Origin of the sequence: Aeromicrobium sp. (genome assembly GCF_047607065.1) — a bacterium.
In the GTDB taxonomy this organism is placed as follows: Bacteria; Actinomycetota; Actinomycetes; order Propionibacteriales; family Nocardioidaceae; genus Aeromicrobium.
Map to the genome: position 1 here is coordinate 45,030 of NZ_JASGDU010000054.1, position 12,641 is coordinate 57,670.

11 protein-coding genes and 1 tRNA gene are annotated in these 12,641 nt (G+C 67.7%); 9 read left to right on the top strand and 3 right to left on the bottom strand.

Features of this window, described 5'->3' with window-relative positions; translation table 11 throughout:
• The first annotated feature begins 124 nt into the window (after positions 1-124).
• Both QM597_RS08820 and QM597_RS08825 read left to right on the top strand, forming a co-directional pair.
• Positions 125-1,093: an ArsA-related P-loop ATPase gene (locus QM597_RS08820; RefSeq protein WP_415004508.1), complete on the top strand. Its 969-nt coding sequence runs from the start codon at positions 125-127 to the stop codon at positions 1,091-1,093.
• Positions 1,090-2,274, top strand: coding sequence for an ArsA family ATPase (locus QM597_RS08825; RefSeq protein ID WP_415004509.1), 1,185 nt, complete (start codon positions 1,090-1,092; stop codon positions 2,272-2,274). The genes QM597_RS08820 and QM597_RS08825 overlap by 4 nt, the downstream gene beginning before the upstream one ends.
• A 67-nt stretch (positions 2,275-2,341) precedes the next feature.
• Here QM597_RS08825 and QM597_RS08830 read toward each other — a convergent pair whose 3' ends face one another.
• Positions 2,342-2,599 carry a WhiB family transcriptional regulator gene (locus QM597_RS08830; RefSeq protein WP_415004510.1) on the bottom strand — a complete coding sequence of 86 codons (258 nt, stop codon included), beginning with the start codon at positions 2,597-2,599 and terminating at the stop codon, positions 2,342-2,344.
• A 211-nt stretch (positions 2,600-2,810) separates the two neighbouring features.
• On the opposite strand from QM597_RS08830, the gene QM597_RS08835 reads away from it, so the two are divergent.
• Entirely contained in the window at positions 2,811-5,009 is a 2,199-nt protein-coding gene (locus QM597_RS08835; protein WP_415004511.1) for a transglycosylase domain-containing protein, read from the top strand.
• Positions 5,010-5,204: 195 nt separating this feature from the next.
• On the opposite strand, the gene QM597_RS08840 is transcribed toward QM597_RS08835, so the two are convergent.
• Positions 5,205-5,666, bottom strand: a complete 462-nt coding sequence (locus QM597_RS08840; RefSeq protein WP_415004512.1) for a GatB/YqeY domain-containing protein — start codon at positions 5,664-5,666, stop codon at positions 5,205-5,207.
• A gap of 63 nt (positions 5,667-5,729) precedes the next feature.
• Between QM597_RS08840 and QM597_RS08845 the strand changes: the two genes are divergently transcribed.
• The 3 genes from QM597_RS08845 (at position 5,730) to QM597_RS08855 (ending at position 8,370) form a co-directional block, all read left to right on the top strand.
• The gene (locus tag QM597_RS08845; RefSeq protein ID WP_415004513.1) at positions 5,730-6,632 is read left to right on the top strand and encodes a metallophosphoesterase; all 903 of its coding nucleotides are present in this window, start codon (positions 5,730-5,732) and stop codon (positions 6,630-6,632) included.
• Between the two features lie 33 nt (positions 6,633-6,665).
• Positions 6,666-6,739 (top strand) — tRNA-Pro (locus QM597_RS08850).
• Positions 6,740-6,891: 152 nt separating this feature from the next.
• Complete coding sequence (locus QM597_RS08855; protein WP_415004514.1) at positions 6,892-8,370, top strand: potassium/proton antiporter; 1,479 nt, start codon at positions 6,892-6,894, stop codon at positions 8,368-8,370.
• Positions 8,371-8,519: 149 nt separating this feature from the next.
• On the opposite strand, the gene QM597_RS08860 is transcribed toward QM597_RS08855, so the two are convergent.
• Positions 8,520-9,032 carry a LytR C-terminal domain-containing protein gene (locus QM597_RS08860; RefSeq protein ID WP_415004515.1) on the bottom strand — a complete coding sequence of 171 codons (513 nt, stop codon included), beginning with the start codon at positions 9,030-9,032 and terminating at the stop codon, positions 8,520-8,522.
• Between the two features lie 146 nt (positions 9,033-9,178).
• On the opposite strand from QM597_RS08860, the gene QM597_RS08865 reads away from it, so the two are divergent.
• The 3 genes from QM597_RS08865 (at position 9,179) to QM597_RS08875 (ending at position 12,638) form a co-directional block, all read left to right on the top strand.
• Positions 9,179-10,306 carry a polysaccharide pyruvyl transferase family protein gene (locus QM597_RS08865; RefSeq protein WP_415004516.1) on the top strand — a complete coding sequence of 376 codons (1,128 nt, stop codon included), beginning with the start codon at positions 9,179-9,181 and terminating at the stop codon, positions 10,304-10,306.
• A gap of 197 nt (positions 10,307-10,503) precedes the next feature.
• A complete protein-coding gene (locus tag QM597_RS08870) occupies positions 10,504-12,330 on the top strand; it encodes a glycosyltransferase (protein WP_415004517.1) in 1,827 nt (608 codons plus the stop codon).
• A 125-nt stretch (positions 12,331-12,455) separates the two neighbouring features.
• Positions 12,456-12,638, top strand: coding sequence for a hypothetical protein (locus tag QM597_RS08875; protein WP_415004518.1), 183 nt, complete (start codon positions 12,456-12,458; stop codon positions 12,636-12,638).
• Positions 12,639-12,641 lie beyond the last annotated feature (3 nt).

The following is a 12,641-nucleotide window of genomic DNA, read 5'->3' on the forward strand; positions in this document are numbered from 1 at the left end:
ACTCCCGGGGACGAAGGGACAGGGACGATCCGATCGTCACGCTAGGGCTGCGGCCTCCCCGGTGCCAAGGGGGTTTTCCCTCACCCTGGCCCCGCCGGCCGGCGTCCTCGCTAGGCTGCCTTCCGTGTCGTCCACCGCCTTGCATGTCGTGACCGGCAAGGGGGGCACCGGTAAGACCACGACTGCCGTGGCGCTGGCGCTCGCCCTCGCCGACCGGGGCCAGCGCGTCCTCGTGTGCGAAGTCGAGGGGCGCCAGGGCATCGCGCAACTGCTCGACGTGGCCCCGCTGCCGTACGAGGAGCGGCGCGTCGCCACCGGGCTGGGCGGCGGTGAGGTGTTCGCCCTGGCCATCGACGCCGAATCGGCGCTCCTGGAATACCTCGACATGTTCTACCGGCTCGGCCGCGCCGGCAAAGCGCTCGACCGGTTCGGCGTCATCGACTTCGCCACGACCATCGCGCCGGGGGTCCGTGATGTGCTGCTGACCGGGAAGATCTACGAGATCGCCCGCCGCCGCGGCCAACACCAGGACACCGGGCCGCTGTACGACGCCATCGTCATCGACGCGCCGCCGACCGGGCGGATCACGCGCTTCCTCAACGTCAGCGCCGAGGTGGCCGGCCTGGCCAAGGTGGGACCGATCCGCCGCCAATCCGACGCGATCACCGAGATGATGCGTTCGGAGGCGACCCGTGTCCACCTCGTCACGGTGCTGGAGGAGATGCCGGTGCAGGAGACGCTCGACGGCATCGCCGAACTGCACGCGGCCGGGCTGCCGGTGGGGCACGTGGTGGTCAACCTGGTCCGCGCGGCGCTGGTGTCGGACGAGACCGCCGCCGCGCTGGAGGACGGCATCCTGGATGCCGCTGCGGTCGCCGGCGTGCTCACCGGGGCCGGACTCGATCCCGACGTCGCCGCCGCGCTGCTGGCTGGGGGCCGCGGGCACCTGGAACGGCAGGCGCTCCAGCAGTCCCAGCGCGACCTGCTGGCCGCCGACGCCACGCCCACGGTCGAACTGCCCGTCGTGGAGCGGACCGACCTCGGCGGCCTGCTGGAACTGGCCGGGTTGCTGCGCGAGGGGAGCCTGGCATGAGTCCCCGCGCCCGCACGGCACCGGACGCCCGCCGCGCCCGCACCCGGCCCCGGGTGGTGGCCCGCGACGTGCGCGGCACGCTCGATGTCGATGCGCTGATCGCCGACAGGTCCGTCGAGATCGTCGTGTGCTGCGGATCGGGCGGGGTCGGCAAGACGACGACCTCGGCCGCGCTGGCCATGCGGGCCGCCGACGCCGGCCGCCGCGTGTGTGTCCTGACCATCGACCCGGCACGGCGGCTCGCGCAGTCGATGGGGCTGACCGAGCTGGACAACACGCCCCGCTCGGTCGCCGGCGCGGGCGCGAACGGCGGCTCGCTCGACGCGATGATGCTCGACATGAAGCGCACCTTCGACGAGGTGGTCGAGGCGCACGCGAGCGCGGAGAAGGCGCGGCAGATCCTCGCCAACCCGTTCTACCAGGCGCTGTCCAGTTCCTTTGCGGGCACGCAGGAGTACATGGCGATGGAGAAGCTGGGGCAGTTGCACGCGAGCGGTGCCTGGGACCTCATCGTCGTGGACACCCCACCGTCGCGCTCGGCGCTGGACTTCCTCGACGCGCCCGAGCGGCTGTCGTCGATGCTGGACGGGCGTTTCATCAAGCTGCTGCTCGCCCCGGCGAAGGGTCCGGCTCGCCTGCTCAGCGCGGGGTTCGGCCTGGTCACCGGGGCGATCAACAAGATCCTCGGTGCCCAGGTCCTCAGCGACGTGCAGACCTTCGTGGCGGCCTTCGACACGCTGTTCGGCGGTTTCCGGCAGCGCGCCGAGGCCACGTATGCGCTGCTCAAGGCGCCGGGGACGGCGTTCGTGGTGGTGGCCTCGCCCGAGCCGGCGGCGGTGCGCGAGGCGTCCTATTTCGTCGAACGACTCGCCGGCGATCAGATGCCGCTGGCCGGGCTGGTCGTCAACCGGGTTCACGACGACGTCGCCGATCAGATCGATCTGGCGGCGGCGCAGGCGGCCATCGCCCGGCTCGCCGAGGGTGACGCGCTGCAGCGGCAGGTGGCCGAGCTGCTGGCCGTCCATGCCGAGCGTCTGGCTCTGGCTGGTCGGGAGCGGCGCGAGCGGGAGAGTTTCGCCCGGTCGCATCCGGGGGTGGCGCAGGTGCCGGTCACCGCGCTGTCGAGTGACGTCCACGACCTCGACGGCCTGCGCCGCGTCGGCGACCTCCTCGCCCGCTGAGCGAGGCCTGGTCCCTGAGGTGCGAGGAGCTTGCGACGAGCCTCGAAGGGACCTATCGGTACGTCTCTCAGGCGGGCTGGAGGACGCGACGCCACTGGGTCACGTGCGGGCGACGGCGCAGCAGCGCGCGGCGCTCTCGCTCGGTCATTCCGCCCCAGACGCCCCATTCGATCCGGTTGTCGAGTGCCTCGGCCAGGCATTCGGCGGCCACCGGACAGTGCGTGCAGACGACCTTGGCACGGTTCTGCTCAGCGCCCTGGACGAATAACTCCTCGGTTCGCCCACGGCAGGCCGCATGGGCGGCCCAGTTCTCGTTCCACGTCATCGATCAACCTCCCGAGGTCACCCCGGCAGGGCGGGGCGAAGGTGTCTGGGACGACCGTACGAAAAACCTGAACGTTTCCGGCAGGGCCGCAGGGAGTGTTTCTGTCTAGTCCTTTCGGACTAGGAATGCCGTAGTCCGCAGCCGTCGTGGGAGGCTCCTTCAAGCGCATGGGTCGTCGCCTGCGTGGAAGCGCGTCCCGTACCCTAAGCGCATGGAGTGGGACAAAGTCGCTGCGGCTACCGCCACCGCGACGAGCGGGCGCGTTGGCCGTCTGCGTCGCCGTGTCCGCGATGAGCACCGTCCGCCTTCGCCCGGCGCGGCTGTCATGTCGATCTTGCGGCTCTCGGGCATCGCGGGCCTGCTGGTGGCTTTTATCGTCACACCGGCTGCGGCCCTGACGACCTACACCTTCACCCGGGTCGTCGACGACGTGATGACGCTGCCGCTCGAGTTGCCCGAGACTCCGAATGCGCAGACCAGCCGTCTGTACGCCGCCGGCGGCGAGTTGATCGCGTACTTCTACCAGGAGAACCGCCAGGACGTTCCGCTCGACCAGATCGCGCCGGTCATGCGCGATGCGATCTTGGCCATCGAAGACCATCGCTTCTACGAGCACGGCGCGCTCGACCTCGAAGGCACCCTGCGCGCCGCGTTCAACAACGCCGCCGCCGGCTCCACCCAGGGCGGCTCCACGATCACCCAGCAGCTCGTCAAGATGACCCTGCTCCAGCAGGCCAGCACCGACGAGCAGAAGAAGGCCGCGACCGAGCAGACACTGGCGCGCAAGATGCGCGAGTTGCGCCTGGCCATCGATATGGAAGAGCGGTACACCAAGGACGAGATCCTGGCGAAGTACCTCAACATCGCCTACTTCGGTGACGGCGCGTACGGGGTGTTTGCCGCAGCCTCGCACTACTTCTCGGTGACGCCCGACCAGTTGACCACCGCGCAGGCGGCGATGCTTGCCGGTCTGGTCAAGAATCCCGTGGAGTTCGACCCGAACGTCTACCCCGAGCGCTCGCTGCAGCGCCGCAACACCGTCTTGTCGGTCATGGCCGATCAGGGAAAGATCAGCGCGTCGGAGTCCCAGGAGTTGCAGGCGACCGGCCTGGATCTCCACGTGACCGAGTTCCCGAACGGCTGCGTGTCCTCCACGGCTGCGTTCTCGTGCGACTACGCGCGCCGCTATCTGCTCGACGAGCCGGCCCTCGGCAGCACGGTCGAGGAGCGCCGCGAGCGGTTGGAGCGCGGCGGCCTGACGATCAAGTCCAACATCGACCTCAACATGCAGACCGCGATCAACGACGCGGTCGCCGCCAGCGTGACGCCCACCGAGAACGCCATCGGTGCGCTGGCCCTCGTCGAACCGGGTTCGGGCAAAGTCCGCGGTGTCGCGCAGTCGCGACCGATGGGCCGTGACAAGGCCGCCGGACAGTCCTACATCAATTTCGCCGTGCCCACGCAGTATGGCGATTCCGCCGGATTCCAGGCCGGATCGACGTTCAAGATGTTCACCCTCGCCGCCGCGCTCAACGCAGGGCTACCCGTGACAACGAGTTTCAACTCGCCCGCGACCATGACCCTGCCGTCGGGCACGTACTTCGATTGCAACGGCGATGGCACCGGCAAGTGGACGGTCAGCAACTCCACTTCGTCGGGCACCATGAACATGTACACGGGTATGCGGCTGTCGGTGAACACCTACTTCGCGCAACTCGAGGCCAAGGTCGGCTTGTGCAAGACCATCCAGATGGCCGAGGCCATGGGCATTGAGGTGCCGGACGGGTCCGACGGGCGGCCGACCAGCCACGTCCCCTCGTTCACCCTGGGTGTCACCGACGTCAGCGCGCTCGACATGGCTGCGGCCTACGCCGTGCCCGCCTCGGGCGGCATGTACTGCAAGCCGCAGCCCATCGCCGAGATCCTCGACCACGAAGGTGACGTGCTCAAGACCTACCAGCCCGAATGCACGCGGGTGTTCTCCGAAGAGGTCGCCGCGCAGATCAACGACATTACTCGCGGCCTGCAGGAACCGGGCGGCTTCGGCTACTCCCACGGCACCGGCCTGAACATTCCCTCGGCGGCCAAGACCGGTACGACGAGTTCGGCCAAGGCCGTCTGGTACGTCGGCTACACGCCGGAGTTGTCCACGGCGGCGATGATCGCCGGGGCCGACGCCGACGGCATCCCCATCGCCCTGCGCGGCGGTAACGCGGCTGGCAGTTCGGTGGCCGGTCCGATGTGGGCACGCGCGATGAAGGTGATCCAGAACTACCTGAGTCCGGTCGACTTCGCCGCGCCGCCGTCACGCCAACCGTCGGCAAACCCGTCGCCGACACCGACCACGACTCCCACCACGCCCCCGGCGAACCAGCAGACTGACCCGAACGTCACCGTCGTCACCCCGTAGGCACCCGGTGCCTGAGCCTCGAAGGGACCCACCTCAGCCAGCGGACCTCCCCGCGCGCCAGGCCGGTCCCTGAGGTGCGACGAGGAACGAGGAGCCTCGAAGGGCGAAGCCTGCGGTGGTGGTCATTTCGAGGCTCGCAAGCTCGCACCTCAACGACCGGCTCCGCCTATCTGCGGAATCGCCTACCCGCGAACCTTATGCGCCGAGTTGGCGCTTGACCTCGGCGGCGACGACCCCGCCGTCGGCGCGGCCCTTGACCTGGGGCTGCACGACGCCCATGACCCGTCCCATGGCTTTCATCCCCTCGCCCGCCGCGCCGATGTCCTGCACCGCCGCCGTCACGATCGCGGCGATCTCCTCGGCACTCAGCGCCTCCGGCAGGTAGCCGGCCAGGATCGCGGCCTCGTCGCGCTCCTTCTGGGCCAGCTCGGGGCGGCCGCCGGCCTCGAATGCCTCGGCCGACTCGCGGCGCTTCTTGGCCTCCTTGGCGATGACGTCGAGGACTTCGTCATCGGACAGATCGCGCGCCTCGGTGCCGGCGACCTCGGCGTTGCTGATCGCCGTGAGCACCAGGCGGATCGTCGAGGCGGTCAGTGCCTCACGGGCCTTGAGAGCGGTGGTCAGGTCGGCGCGCAGACGGTCCTTGAGTTCAGCCATACCCCCAGTCTGACCCATGACGCCAGGTGCCGGCCCCGAGGCGTCGTGTGCAACGCTGGGGTCGTGAGAGTGCGTCACGTCCTGGGAGGGGCTGCGGCAGCGAGTGCCGCAGCAGTTGCTTGGGGGGCCTTGATCGAGGTGCGGGCGTTTACGCTGCGCGAGTTCGCCGTGCCGGTGCTCGCTCCGGGGTCGCGGCCGGTGCGCATCTTGCACCTGTCCGACGCGCACATGCTGCCCTCGCAGGGCCGCAAGCAGGCGTGGCTGCGGGCGCTGGCCGACCTCGAACCCGATCTCGTCGTCAACACGGGCGACAACCTCTCGCACGTCGACGCGCTGCCGGCCGTGCTCGACGCCTACGGACCGCTGCTCGACGTGCCCGGTGTGTTCGTGTTCGGCTCGAACGACTACTTCTCCCCCCGGCCGAAGAACCCCGTGCGCTACCTGCTGGGCGGCACCGGCGTCGCCTCCGGCGGGGCCTGGCAGCGGGTGCCCGACCTGCCGTTCGAGCAGATGCGCGAGGCGTTCACCGGGCGCGGCTGGGTGGACCTGACCAACCGCCACGACGCGCTCACCGTCGGCGGCCAGCGGCTCGCGTTCGTCGGGGTCGACGATCCGCACCTGGAGTACGACGTGCTCGACGACGCCCCCGCCGATCCGGGGGCGGACCTGGCCATCGGCGTCGCGCACGCCCCCTACCTGCGGGTGCTCGACCGATGGAACACGCTCGGCTACCGGCTGATCCTCGCCGGGCACACTCACGGTGGTCAGTTGTGCCTGCCGTACGTCGGCGCGCTGGCCACCAACTGCGATCTCGACACCGCCCGCGCGAAGGGGCTGCACACCCACCGGGTGCCGGGACACGAGCCGTCCTGGATGCACGTCTCGGCGGGCCTCGGCACTTCCCCGTACGCGCCGATCCGCTTCGCCTGCCGACCCGAGGCGACACTGCTCACGCTGACTGGGTAGACTCGCCCCGGTCGTTGACGCTGACGACTGCCACGGGGTGTGGCGCAGCTTGGTAGCGCGCATCGTTCGGGACGATGAGGCCGCAGGTTCAAATCCTGTCACCCCGACGTTGCCCTCAGGGGCGCGAAGACTCCCGGATCACACGCGATCCGGGAGTCTTCGCGTTGTTGCGCAGGTCCGCTCGCCTGATGCGCCGTCGCAGATGTCGGCTCCGGCCGGTAGACTTCGGCTACGACCCGATCCTCGACGGAAGGCGGCGGTGGACATCCACGACCTCGACCAGTTCCTGCTGATCGGGTCTGCGGTGCTGATCGTTGCGGTGCTCGCCGTGCGGCTGTCGGTCACCGCCGGGCTTCCCTCGCTGCTGATGTACCTGGCCCTCGGCCTGCTGCTCGGTTCCAGCGGCCTCGGCATCGAATTCGACAACGCCGACCTGGCCCTGTCGTTCGGCCTCTCGGCGCTCATGCTCATCCTCGCCGAGGGCGGTATCACGACCAACTGGTCGCATGTGCGCCCGTCTATCGGCTTCGGGCTGCTCCTGGCGACCCTCGGCTCGGTGGTCAGCGTGCTGGTCGTCTCGGTCGGGGTCCATGTGTTGTTGGACCTGAACTGGACACTCTCGATACTGCTCGCTGCGGTGCTCACTCCCACCGACGCCGCCGCCGTGTTCTCCGTGTTGCGCAGCGTGCCGTTGAAGCACCGGGTCAGCGGCACCCTCGAAGCCGAGTCGGGCCTCAACGACGCACCGATCGTCGTGCTGGTGCTGGCGATCAGCAGCGGCGACCTCGCCCACGGCGGCCTCGTCTCGTTCGCGGTGCTCATCGTTTACGAAGTGGTCGCCGGCATCGGCCTCGGCGCAGCCGTCGGCCTCCTCGGCGGTGCGCTGCTCAAGCGGGTGGCACTACCGGCCTCCGGTTTGTATCCGCTCGTCGTGGTGGCGTTCACGATCTTCGCGTACTCCTCGGCGGCTGCGGTACATGCGTCCGGATTCGCCGCGATCTACGTGGCCGCGCTCATCCTGGGCAACACCGAGCTGCCGCACCGTATGGCGACTCGGTCCTTCGTCGAGGGGGTGGGATGGCTCGCGCAGATTGCGCTATTCGTCATGCTGGGCCTGCTGGCCAGTCCCGGTGAGTTCTCGTGGTGGCACATCTGGATGGGCGTCGCCGTCGGTGCGATCCTCACCTTCGTCGCCCGGCCGCTGTCCATCGCCGTCTGCGGCGTGTGGTTCGGCATCCGCATGCGCGAGCAGCTGTTCCTCGGCTGGGCCGGGCTGCGGGGCGCAGTGCCGATCATCTTGGCGACGATCCCGCTGGCCCACGATGTACCCGGCTCGCACGACCTGTTCAACATCGTCTTCGTCGCGGTGGTGATCTACACCCTCGCCCAGGCCGCGCCGCTCGGTGTGCTGGCGTCGTGGTGCGGCGTGCTGGGCGAGGTACGCCAGCTCGAGGTGGAGGCGGCACCACTCGAACGCATTGCCGCCGACCTGCTGCAGGTGCGCGTGTCGAGTGGCTCGAAGTTCGTCGGCCTGGAGGTCGGGGAGCTGCGCCTGCCGCAGGGGGCGGTGGTGTCGCTGCTCGTGCGGGGCGAGGAGACGCTCGTCCCGTCCAGGAACACCCGCATCATGGTCGGCGACGAGATGCTCATCGTCAGCTCACGCCAGGTGCGCGACCGGGTCGACCGGAGGCTGACGTCGGTGGCGCGCCACGGCCGGCTCGCCGACTGGGGCCGGTAGGAGGATCTCTGCCCCTGAGGTGCGAGGAGCTTGCGGCCTCGAAGGGCGAAGGGATCCCCTCGAAGGCCGAAGGGACCCAGACAGCGGGCCGTTGTTGGGGTCCGTTCGAGGCTCCTTCGTCGCACCTCAGGGACCGCGGCGGAACGCTCTTACAGTTCGAGGTCGGGGACACACACGTCGACGTCGCGCGAGGCGGTGATCTCCGTCGGGGCGGCCTCGTTCAGATCGGTGTAGTTCGGTCCCACGACCACGGTGACGCCGTCGCCGATCTTCACATCGGGTGCGACGATCTGCGGCGTGACCTGGAACTGCTGCGCTACGAGTTGCACCAACGGGTCCTCGGGATCCTCGGTGAAGATCGCGACCTGATCGATGGGGATTTCGCTGGTGCTGTTGGCGATGGAGCCGGCGAGGAAGCCGTGCCTCTGCAGGTTGATGCTGACCCGGTTGGCCAGGCCGCTGCGCCCGGAGGCGTTGAGCACGTCGACCTCGATGAGGTTCGCGGTGAGGTTTTCCCCTGCGGCGACGTGGTGGTCGGTGCAGCTTGGCCCGGGGTCGGTGGTCTCGGGCTTTTGGGTCAGCAGGTTCCAGCCGACCATCGCCCCGCCGACGAACATCACCCCAGCGGCGGCCGTGACCAACAGACTCGTCGATCGCGTCATCGGCGCGCTCCCCTCGTGTGTGCCCGTGTGTGCCCGTGCAAGATCACTTCGACAGTCTAGGTGAGCCAGTCCGGGGGTTTGCGGTCGTAGGGGGTCGGCTGATCGGAGGACTCGGCTGGGTCACGTTCCGTAGTAGGCTCGCGGGCATGCTCCGCCGCCGTCGTAGCCGCCCCGAGCGCTTGTACGTCATCGGCGTACCAGGTCACCCGAACTTCGGAGACGAAGCAATCGCTCGTGCGTGGCTTCGATGGTTGGCACGTCACCGGCCCGATGCTGAAATCTGGCTCGACACCCCCAATCCGTCGGGTGCCTCGGTCCTCCACCAGGGCATTCATCCGCGAGTAGTCTTCGTGGATACGATCTGCCGTCTTGGTGGTTGGGAGCGTGAGGGTACGCCGCAGGAGCGGGCCGCTGGGGTTGAACGGATCCTCGACAACCCCTCCTTGGCCCCTCGGTGGATGGCCGGCCTGGAAGCGTTCCATACTGCGGACCGTGTCCACCTCATCGGTGGCGGCTACCTGACCGGTGCCGATCCGGTCTTCTCTGGCCTTGTCGGTGCCGTGCGGTGGGCGCATTATCGACGAGGCATCCCTGTGGCGGCTACAGGCCTCGGCATGATGCCGATGTCTGATGAGTTGATTCAACTCTGGCGAGATTCTGCCGATGCCTACACGGTGCTGACGGTCCGCGACGAGTCGACACGGACGGCACTGAGAGGGGTCGCCGACTTGGCGCCCGATGACGTCTTCCTCGGCGGCACGGGGACCCACGTGTCTCATGGCGGTCACCATCCTCGGACCGTCGTCGTCGCGCAGGAGGATGGACATGATCGCTTCGATCTCCTCGAACAACAGGTCACCCGCCTCTTGGAGATGTGGGGCGTCACCGACGATCTCTGCTTCGTCGAGGCCAATCCGCCGCTAGACCGCCGGATCTTCTCGGCCTTGCGTGATCGGTGGCCGACTGCCGGGTTCCTGTCGTTCACCGAACTCATGCGTCAGGGATTGCCCGTCGGCGGCCACCAACAGTGGATTTCGACCCGGTACCACCCGCACCTTTTGGCGGCCTCCCAGGGCGCTCGTGGGGTGGCCTTGAACGTCAGCGACGACTACTACGGTGTCAAGCATGCGGCCGTCGAAGCGTGGGGGTCGGCTTGGCCCATCATCGGGCTGCATGATGACCCAGTTCTTCCGGGAGACCCGGGTGACCTTCCCGGTCGGTCGGCCGGCTATTCCGCACACCTGAGGCAGATCGCCGAGACGATCTACTCGTAGTCTCCAGTGGGTTGTCATCCCTTTGGCCGACGGTCAACCTGTGTGACACCGCACAGACAGGGGGAACACAGTCGGGGAGAGGCGACGTCGGGGAGGCCATCGCGAAATGGCTTGCCCTGTAGGCTCTGAGGGGTTTCTGCCGCAAGCGGCCTACGCGCTCTAGCCTGCGGCTCTAGATTCGTCCTTAGGATTCCACGGTGGACACTTCCCCCCGACCACAGCCGATGACACAGGTCATCCAACGTATGTTGTTCGCTCCGCTCGACGCTGTGCCGGAGGAGCTTTATGTCCTCACGTCGGGACAAGTCGCCTGCACCCGCACCACCGGATCTCTCGGCCCGTGGTCCAGTCTCAGCACATGTACGTATTTTGGCCGGGTGCCGGTGTCCTACGTGCAGCGGTGGACCACGGTGACGGCTGTCGATGTCGTCATGACCGTGAGCGGGCGAGGGCGAGTGCGAGTCATGGCCGACGATCACCTCTCAGGCAGCCGCATTGTGAGCCAGGAGGAGTTCGACAGTGAGGTTCCGCTCACGCTGCGTCTTCAGGCACCGGTGGACCGTTATCTCGAGGCCGGGCACATCTGGGTGGAGGCAAGTACGACACATGGTCACCTGACCGTCGGTGACGTGCGCGTCGATGCGGTGGGCACGAGGAGGCCGCGATCAGCCTCCGTGGTGATCTGCACCTACAACCGGCCGACCTACTGCACTGCCACGCTCGCGCGGATCGCGTCGGACCCAGCCGTGTTGGACTTGATCGACCGAATCGTTGTCGTCGACCAAGGCAGCGCACTGGTTACCGACGCCCAGGGTTTCGGCGAAGTCGCGAGGGACCTGGGCGAGCGGTTGCATGTGGTGCAGCAGGGAAACTTCGGCGGTGCGGGCGGCTTCACTCGAGGGTTGATCGAGTTGCGCGGGTTGTCGCGGTCCGCAGACTTCGCGGCGATCCTCATGGATGATGACATCCAACTTGAACCTGAGTCGTTGCTCCGCTTGGTAGCTTTTGATGCCCAGCGGCGTGATCCGACGATCATCGGCGGTCAGATGCTCAAGTTGTTCCATCCATCGGTATTGCTGACGCACGGAGAGCAGACGGACTTCTCCGATTTGCGTGGGGGCGTGCCCGTTGACCACGAGGTGCACGGCGTCGACCTGCTGGAGACGCTACCGGCTCGCCGGATTGACGTGGAGTACAACGCATGGTGGTTGTGCCTGGTGCCCTCGGAGTTGCTCGACAAGGTGGGCCTCCCTCTGCCGATCTTCTTTCAAGGCGACGACATCGAACTTGGCCTGCGTGCTCGTGAGGTAGGCGTACAGACGGTGACGCTGCCCGGTGCTGCGGTGTGGCACGCGGACTTCGAGTTCAAGGACTGGGACAGCCCGATCGCGTTCTTCGCGATACGCAACGCACTCATCAACGCGGCCCTGCACACCGATCTCGTTCCTTCCGGGGTGGTGGAGAAGCTAGCTATTCGGTTACGACACCAATTGATCGAGTACCGCTACGGACTCACCGCGACCATTCTGTTCGCGATCGAACAGTTCCTTGCCGGTCCGGCGATCTTGGATGCGGGCGGCGCTGAGGATCTCGAGGCGGTCATGCGCTTACGAGCGAAATACCCGGACACCCATCGGTTGACTGCCGAGGAGGTGCGGGAGCGGGGTCTCGGCCATGTGCGGTTGCGTCAGGAGGACTGGGTCCCCGACGACGCGGATAAAGCATCACTGCGGCGGTTTATCGGTCAGTTGCGAGGGCGCGTCATGCCGGAGGTGGCTCTTCCGTCGTTGGCCCCGTGGTGGCAAGGGAGTTCCTTTCGGACGATCGTTGCCACCGACTGTTCGCAGGATGCTTTTCGCGTGCGCTCTCTTTCGCGGAGAGAGACTCTTCGGCAGGCGCGTGAGTGTCGACGGGTGTTGCGCAGGCTGCGTCGTGAAGGCCCGCGTGTCGTCGAAGCATGGCGGGCCGCGCGACCCGAACTCACCTCCGAAAAGTCGTGGCGAACGTTGCTCGGACTCGTCTGACGGGTGCCGCACCGCGAAGGTCAGGGGGCATCCTTCCCACCGGGATTCATGCGGGTTACCTAGTGAGGCCGAGACGCGGGCTTCAGGTCCGCCGATATCGCGTTTTGTCGCCGTAGAGTTGACCCATGGCACGCCGATCCTTGTACATGACGCTGTTGCAGCGCCATCTGTCCGAAGGCGAGCCGTGGACCGAGGCCTCCGAGCACGCGCTCAGTGGCGTGGCGCACGCCTACGACCTCATCAAGCAGGCCGTGATCGGTCCGCCGGCCCTCCGCCCAGGCCGGCGGTCCTCCTCCGCCGACCAGTGACGT

Bases quoted from the DNA above. Each gene is read 5' to 3' on its own strand.
- QM597_RS08825 (WP_415004509.1), top strand. From the start codon at position 1,090: ATGAGTCCCCGCGCCCGCACGGCACCGGACGCCCGCCGCGCCCGCACC.
- QM597_RS08830 (WP_415004510.1), bottom strand. From the start codon at position 2,599: ATGACGTGGAACGAGAACTGGGCCGCCCATGCGGCCTGCCGTGGGCGA.
- QM597_RS08835 (WP_415004511.1), top strand. From the start codon at position 2,811: ATGGAGTGGGACAAAGTCGCTGCGGCTACCGCCACCGCGACGAGCGGG.
- QM597_RS08840 (WP_415004512.1), bottom strand. From the start codon at position 5,666: ATGGCTGAACTCAAGGACCGTCTGCGCGCCGACCTGACCACCGCTCTC.
- QM597_RS08860 (WP_415004515.1), bottom strand. From the start codon at position 9,032: ATGACGCGATCGACGAGTCTGTTGGTCACGGCCGCCGCTGGGGTGATG.
- QM597_RS08865 (WP_415004516.1), top strand. From the start codon at position 9,179: ATGCTCCGCCGCCGTCGTAGCCGCCCCGAGCGCTTGTACGTCATCGGC.
- QM597_RS08875 (WP_415004518.1), top strand. From the start codon at position 12,456: ATGGCACGCCGATCCTTGTACATGACGCTGTTGCAGCGCCATCTGTCC.